This window comes from Brockia lithotrophica, from assembly GCF_003633725.1.
GTDB classification, from domain to species: domain Bacteria; phylum Bacillota; class Bacilli; order Thermicanales; family DSM-22653; genus Brockia; species Brockia lithotrophica.
The window spans coordinates 1-5622 of sequence record NZ_RBIJ01000009.1 but is presented as its reverse complement, the minus strand read 5'-3'; the positions used below and the strand labels follow the sequence as shown (position 1 = coordinate 5622).

The 5622-nt window shown below is 56.7% G+C and carries 5 protein-coding genes and 2 pseudogenes; 2 read left to right on the top strand and 5 right to left on the bottom strand.

The window, feature by feature from the left end; all coding sequences use genetic code 11:
* From C7438_RS08875 to C7438_RS09060, 3 genes and pseudogenes are all read right to left on the bottom strand, one after another.
* Positions 1-318 (bottom strand): annotated as a pseudogene (locus tag C7438_RS08875) (hypothetical protein); the annotation flags it as partial.
* A gap of 639 nt (positions 319-957) precedes the next feature.
* Positions 958-1380, bottom strand: a pseudogene (locus C7438_RS08870) (UPF0236 family transposase-like protein); the annotation flags it as partial.
* Between the two features lie 17 nt (positions 1381-1397).
* On the bottom strand, positions 1398-1601 hold the full coding sequence (locus tag C7438_RS09060; RefSeq protein ID WP_147402042.1) for a hypothetical protein: 204 nt from the start codon (positions 1599-1601) through the stop codon (positions 1398-1400).
* Positions 1602-2432: 831 nt separating this feature from the next.
* Between C7438_RS09060 and C7438_RS09675 the strand changes: the two genes are divergently transcribed.
* Entirely contained in the window at positions 2433-2591 is a 159-nt protein-coding gene (locus C7438_RS09675) for a DUF488 family protein (protein ID WP_121445006.1), read from the top strand.
* 1056 nt (positions 2592-3647) lie between these two features.
* On the opposite strand, the gene C7438_RS08860 is transcribed toward C7438_RS09675, so the two are convergent.
* On the bottom strand, positions 3648-4088 hold the full coding sequence (locus C7438_RS08860) for a hypothetical protein (RefSeq protein WP_121445005.1): 441 nt from the start codon (positions 4086-4088) through the stop codon (positions 3648-3650).
* Between the two features lie 176 nt (positions 4089-4264).
* Between C7438_RS08860 and C7438_RS08855 the strand changes: the two genes are divergently transcribed.
* The gene (locus C7438_RS08855; protein WP_121445004.1) at positions 4265-4474 is read left to right on the top strand and encodes a hypothetical protein; all 210 of its coding nucleotides are present in this window, start codon (positions 4265-4267) and stop codon (positions 4472-4474) included.
* A gap of 416 nt (positions 4475-4890) precedes the next feature.
* On the opposite strand, the gene C7438_RS08845 is transcribed toward C7438_RS08855, so the two are convergent.
* The coding region (locus C7438_RS08845; RefSeq protein WP_147402041.1) for an RNA-guided endonuclease TnpB family protein at positions 4891-5622 on the bottom strand (732 nt) is incomplete at its 5' end.

Sequence of the window (5622 nt, the reverse complement as noted above, 5' to 3'; positions counted from 1 at the left end):
CGTTTCCATCAGGTACACCTCGGGCAGGGCTAAATCGTCAACGGCCCGCACGGGAAGGCGCTCGATGGCCCGCGCCGCGTCGTAGGCTACGTACCCGACAAAGCCGCCAAAAAAGGGCGGCAGCCCAGGCCATCTCGGCGCGCGGCGTGTGGCGAGGACCCCCCGCAACTGTGCGAGGAGGTTTCCACGCCACCGCGCCGCTTTCCCGCCGCGCGTCACCGTCAAGACGTCGCCCTTGCCCACCACGAGAGACTCGCCGCAGCCGAAAAAGGTGTACCCCTCCGGTCTCCACATTTCGAGGAAAAAACTGGTCGGCACATTAGTCGCCAGCCTCTCGTACCATACCAACGGATCGGTCCCGTCCCACGGCAAACGCCACACAACCGGCAAGCAGTCGAACCGTCTGGCACCCGGGTCAACGGTGGTTTTGTTCACAAGCTACACACCCGCTTACGCTTCTTAAAAGATCTCATTACAGAGTATACCAAAAATCCGGCGATAGCGAAACGGCTCCCCACCGTCGGTGTGCGTCAAGAGTTAGTAGGTGAACTCGGAGAGGAAATTACCTGAAATTTGAGACCACGCCGCCTCAATCCCGCCTCGACCAGGCTCAAGCTAGCCCATAGCTAGGTCGGCTCAACTCCCGTAGCACATACTTCACCCACAGAGCTCCGGCAGAAGGCCCTTTCAGTGCCGGCAAACTTGCTCTAAGCCAACTCCCTGCCTCCTCTACCTTCCGCTTCACCTCCACCTGCACTGCCCGGGCCAAACGCTCCTGCCCGGCCAGCCTTAACTCCCGCCGAGAAGTGTACTTCACTAGCTCCCCGTTGGACCGCGCCGACAAATACCCGTGTCATCCTGTCTGTCCCTGCCTCCGTCCAGCTCGCACCTATCCTCTTCATCCGCCACCCTGCCCCGTGCCGCACCTCCCCCTCTATAGTCCCCAACCGCTCCGTATCAGGAGAAGTAATTATTCCCAGACCAGTTCTCTTTCAAATAGCGCCAAAGCCCCTCTACCCTCTTCTTCCTGACTCCCCGAACTCTCCTAACTGCTTTGTTCAAAACCTCTTCCACCCTCTCCCACTCCCTCGAAGCTACGACCTGCCTGGCTTCGTTGTAAGTCTCCTCATCGTGCCAAAATGCCTCTATAAGCCGCCGGTTCAAATGGTAAGGATCCAAAACGTGTACCGCCCCAGGGGAGTAATCTACCTCCTGCTTGGCCCGCTCCGCCCCATCGCTCCCAAGGTATATTTCCCTCACCTGACCCATGTCCCGCCGGCTCGCTACTTCAGAGTAAACCTCCTCCCACATCTTCTCCCCTTCGCCTACACCGCTCATTACCAGCTTGTCCTTCAAAGACTTCCGTCTACCTCCAACTTCCTCTTTGCCCGTGTAAACTACAAAGAGTCTGACCTCTTTCCTTTTCTCTTCTCTTCGCTCCTCTGGAGTCTTATCACCATCCCGTCGGCCTCTATGTAAAGCCTGGAGGTCTTCTCTTTACCTCCGGGTGTCTCTCCCTTCTCAAAAACGGCTTCTCTCCTGGACTCTCCTTCCCGCCTGAGCGCTTCTCCTGCTTCCTGCACGGCCTGCCTCACCGCCATGGGGCTGATCGCCTAGAATTTCTGCCGCTCGCCTGAAGGGCATGTCCGCTCCTAGCTTTACCGCCATCTCTTTCAAGCGCGATGTGCACCGGGGTCTCTCCGACCAGCCCTAGGCTTGGTCAAGAAAAAAACTTGGCTTCCCCCGTTTGCTTGTCCCGGTAAAGCCGCAACTGGTGACTAAGGTCCATCATCCACAACACGACCAACGTCAACCCCAACAGGTGGTGCCTGACCTCCCACTTTCTGAGCAGCGTGCTAGCAAAATAGACGAAAAACAACGTCAAAAATAACTGACAATAATTTTTTATACATAATAATACATTTGAAAATATCTCGATGCTAAGCCACAAATCGTTGATACGCCAAGAATCCACGCCAGGACCATAAGGACAACCAAGCCGAGACACACGATGAGGAGCCCTTTAAGGATCGTCTCAAACATACCGACATCCTCGCTACAAGGGTACAGCAAACAGGCACTGGAAGTTAAGTAAAGAAGGGAAATGCGTGGCACAAACCGCCGACATTGTCCTGCTGCACCAGGAGATGAGCAAAATACCAAAAATAGAAGTGAGGAAGGAAAAGAGAAGAAGTTTGCTTATCGCCTTGAAACGCGTTTATGACCCACCGGTGGAACGCGACGGCACGCGGCACTCCCATTAATTTCCTTTTGGCTCGCGGCCTGCCCAAGGCAAAGGCGCGCGTCGGCGTGTGACTCAAAGCCGTCACGCCGAATACCGTACCCCACCGCTGGTTTGTCCATCGACCGGAGTGTGTTGGGGTGTTCCGTGGGGTGTTCCGCGCGCGGTAAGCGGTAAGAAGTAGAACTCGATGTCGGACGGCGCGCGAATCCGCGCGGTCCGCAATCTTTTCGCGCTGGCCAAACAAGGGCCGCTCACTTTGCTTTGTGCCGCAAAGGATCCGCAGTACAACCATACCAGCATCTTGTACGACTGGCTTTGGCGTACATCTCTGGACCCCAGAGATTAAATGTTGGCCAATCGATTTCGTCGTTTGCGGTGTCGAGACGTTCACCCGCCCCCGTAAAAAGACTGGCGTGTGGATGTGCTTGAAATAGTAATCTTATAAGATTAATAATATAATAAACTTAAGCTTACTTAGAAGAATATCCCGGGTGAGCTGAAGGGGGAAGCGGAAACGGGCCGTCGACCCATGCCGGGAGGAGGGGGCTCGGCGTTGAGAAGGGGAATGGGTGTTCGTTTATATCGTTTATAACACGCTGAAGCGAAGCAGTTCCTAGATTACACACTCTATCTGGCCGGCACGATCGGTACCTTGGCACGCACGCGTCTCCGACGAGTTCTGGGACACGGGGTGGGGTTACCCGGCCCTGCCTGGTGCTTGGGCCGGATGGGTGTATGGCGAGCCTTACCGCGGCTTCGGGGCGGGTGACCTGGCGCGGCTTAACGGATGGGAAGACTATCACGGCCCCCACTGCGCGAAAAACCTGTACGAGCGGGTACTGCGCACGGTGTGGTAGACGGACGCCGAGAGTCGAGCGCGTCCCATGCGCGCCTGGGCCTACGAGGTCGCGCCGTGTTTGCGTGTGCACCTCGTCCGGAACGGCCAGAGAATGGGAAGTGGCATGTGGCTTGCGGCCGAGAAAGACGTGTGGACGGAATCGGACGGGGCGGTTCGACGGTGAAAGAAAGGGCCAGACCGGGGGGGAGAGTGCCGGTGGAGATCTATCTGCTGTTAGGCAGCAACATGGACGGGACGTTCCTGGACAAAGAGGGTCGGATCAGCGAGAGAACCGCGAGGCCGTCGCCTGGTTCTGCCGTCAGGGTGGGCGGTTTACGCTAGCCACAGGGTGCACGGGAGCGGCGGTTGTACCGTATTTGGCCCGGGTTGGGGCAACGCCCGGCTCATCCTGTGCAACGGTGCGCGCATCGTTGACACGCGGACGCGCGGGGTGCTGTGGGAGGCGTTCTTGCCCTTTTGAGGCGTAAGAGCGTAAGAACTGTTGGAAGCCTTGACTCAGGCGTTTCCCGGTGTAAACACGCTGCTCTATCACCGCGGCGTCGCCTAATACCCCACCGCATGGTGTTGCCGGGAACCCGGGCCGATCCCGGCAGGGAAGAACGGCGGGCTTAAGGGAAAAATCTTAACCCTATTCAGCGAAAATGGCTCCCACCCAGACGGAAGGGGGTAACCCTTGATGTTGAAGGAACGGTAAAAAATTTTCTTTCGGGTCGCTTTAAACATCCCGTAGAGCTTTCCCCAGAGCTTCCAATGCGTCCATCCTTCCGCAAGCGGGAGTCTGAGAAGCTTCTGAAGCAAACCCTTCGGAACCTTTCCTTTGAACCCCAGCGCACGGCGGGCTATAACGAAGACCGTCTGGTAGGTGTTCAGTCCGTAAGTCTCAGCGTATTTGAAAAAACCGATGAGCGAAGTGTAGACCGCAGGAACGGTAAATACGGCGATGCCGCGTTTTCTTAAAACGCCGGTAAAACGAGTAAAAATCAACTTTTTGTGAAGTTGTGGGTGATGCGATTTAATACCTTGTTAGTATTGTAGTATTGTGGCCCTGGGCAAAGGAAAGTTCCTCCAGTACCACCTGCCTTACGCCTAAAGACTCGAGCCATTCGGCCACCTCACCGGCCAGATTGCCGGTTATCCATTCCCGCTTTTCACTAGGAGGCATGCAGCAGATCGGGTCTAAAGAAACAGCGAGAAACCTTGAAGTTGCTGTTCGGCAAGGCCACGGTGACGGCTATCATGTCCGGGTTCAGATCGATCCCGGCCAGAGCCTGACCTCTGTCCGGGAAAAGGAAAGGAACGGATCGCTTTTCAAGGGGAAAGAGATGAAACAGTCGAATCGGTCGTCTTTCCGCATGACCCGAATGGTGTAAACCTCGCCGACATCAAGGTGTTTCTGCAAAAGGGACCTGTATCGCTACGAGACCTTCAGCGGCACGGTGACCCAGTTCGCCCCCCGCCTGCGTCGACCGGTTTTTCTTCCCGGCATCGGAGGAATGTATACATTGAACCGGAAGGAATCGGTCAGCGAATCATGGACGATCCCGGTGTTCGCATTGCCATTATAGCCTTTCAGTTCCTTCTGGTTGGCCTGACCCACGGAGTAGAAGGCGTTCGATCTCAGTTCCCACCACCTCTCCCGGGATAGTTCGCCGTTCCGCAACTCATGGACAAATGTCCCAGTTGCTTCCTGCTTCCGCAAGGAGGTGCTCGTAGACCGGATTTCCCGTTCCGCCGCAGAGCTCCTCTCCACAGGCGTCACTTCCCGCGGAACTCGCGGTAGGGCAGTCTATAAGCCGACTGCCAGGGCAAATTTGAGCAGGTTCTTTGCCGCGTTTTCGTCTCGGTCGTGGCGTGTGCCGCACACCGGACACGTCCACGCTCGGACAGAAAGCGGAAGCTCAGAAAGTACGTACCCGCAGACAGAACACGTCTTCGACGTCGGTGCAAAGCGGTTTACCTTCACCATCCGCACTCCCCGAAGCTTGGCTTTCGCCTCGAGGAGCGCCCGGAAGGTGCCCCAGCCGACGTCGGCGATGTGCCGGGCAAGGCGGTCATTTTTGAGCATGCCGGCGACGTTTAGATCTTCGATCGCGATCACCGGATGCACCCGGACGAGTTCGGCCGTGAGCTTGTGGAGGAAGTCCAGCCGGATGTTTTGAATCCGGCGGTGGAGCCTGGCAAGTTCAAGGCGCGCCTTTTCGTAGTTCTTCGTGCGTTCGATGAGTCTTCCGGTTTTGTCCCGCACACCCCGGCGGGAAAGCTTACGCTGAAGTTTCTTTAGACGCTTAAGCGCGCGGCGAAGGGGTTTTGGTGCTTGAATCTTTTGGACGCTTCCCGTCTCGTCTGCCAGCGTGATGAAGCTTTCCAAACCAGCGTCAATCCCCGCGGCAGATCCGTTTGGCGAAATTGGATCGGGAATCTCTTCTTCTACCGTGAGGCTCACGAACCACCGGTCGGCTTCACGGCTTACGGTGGCGTGAAGAATGCGGCCTTGGGGAAGATAGGTGCGCATTCGGCC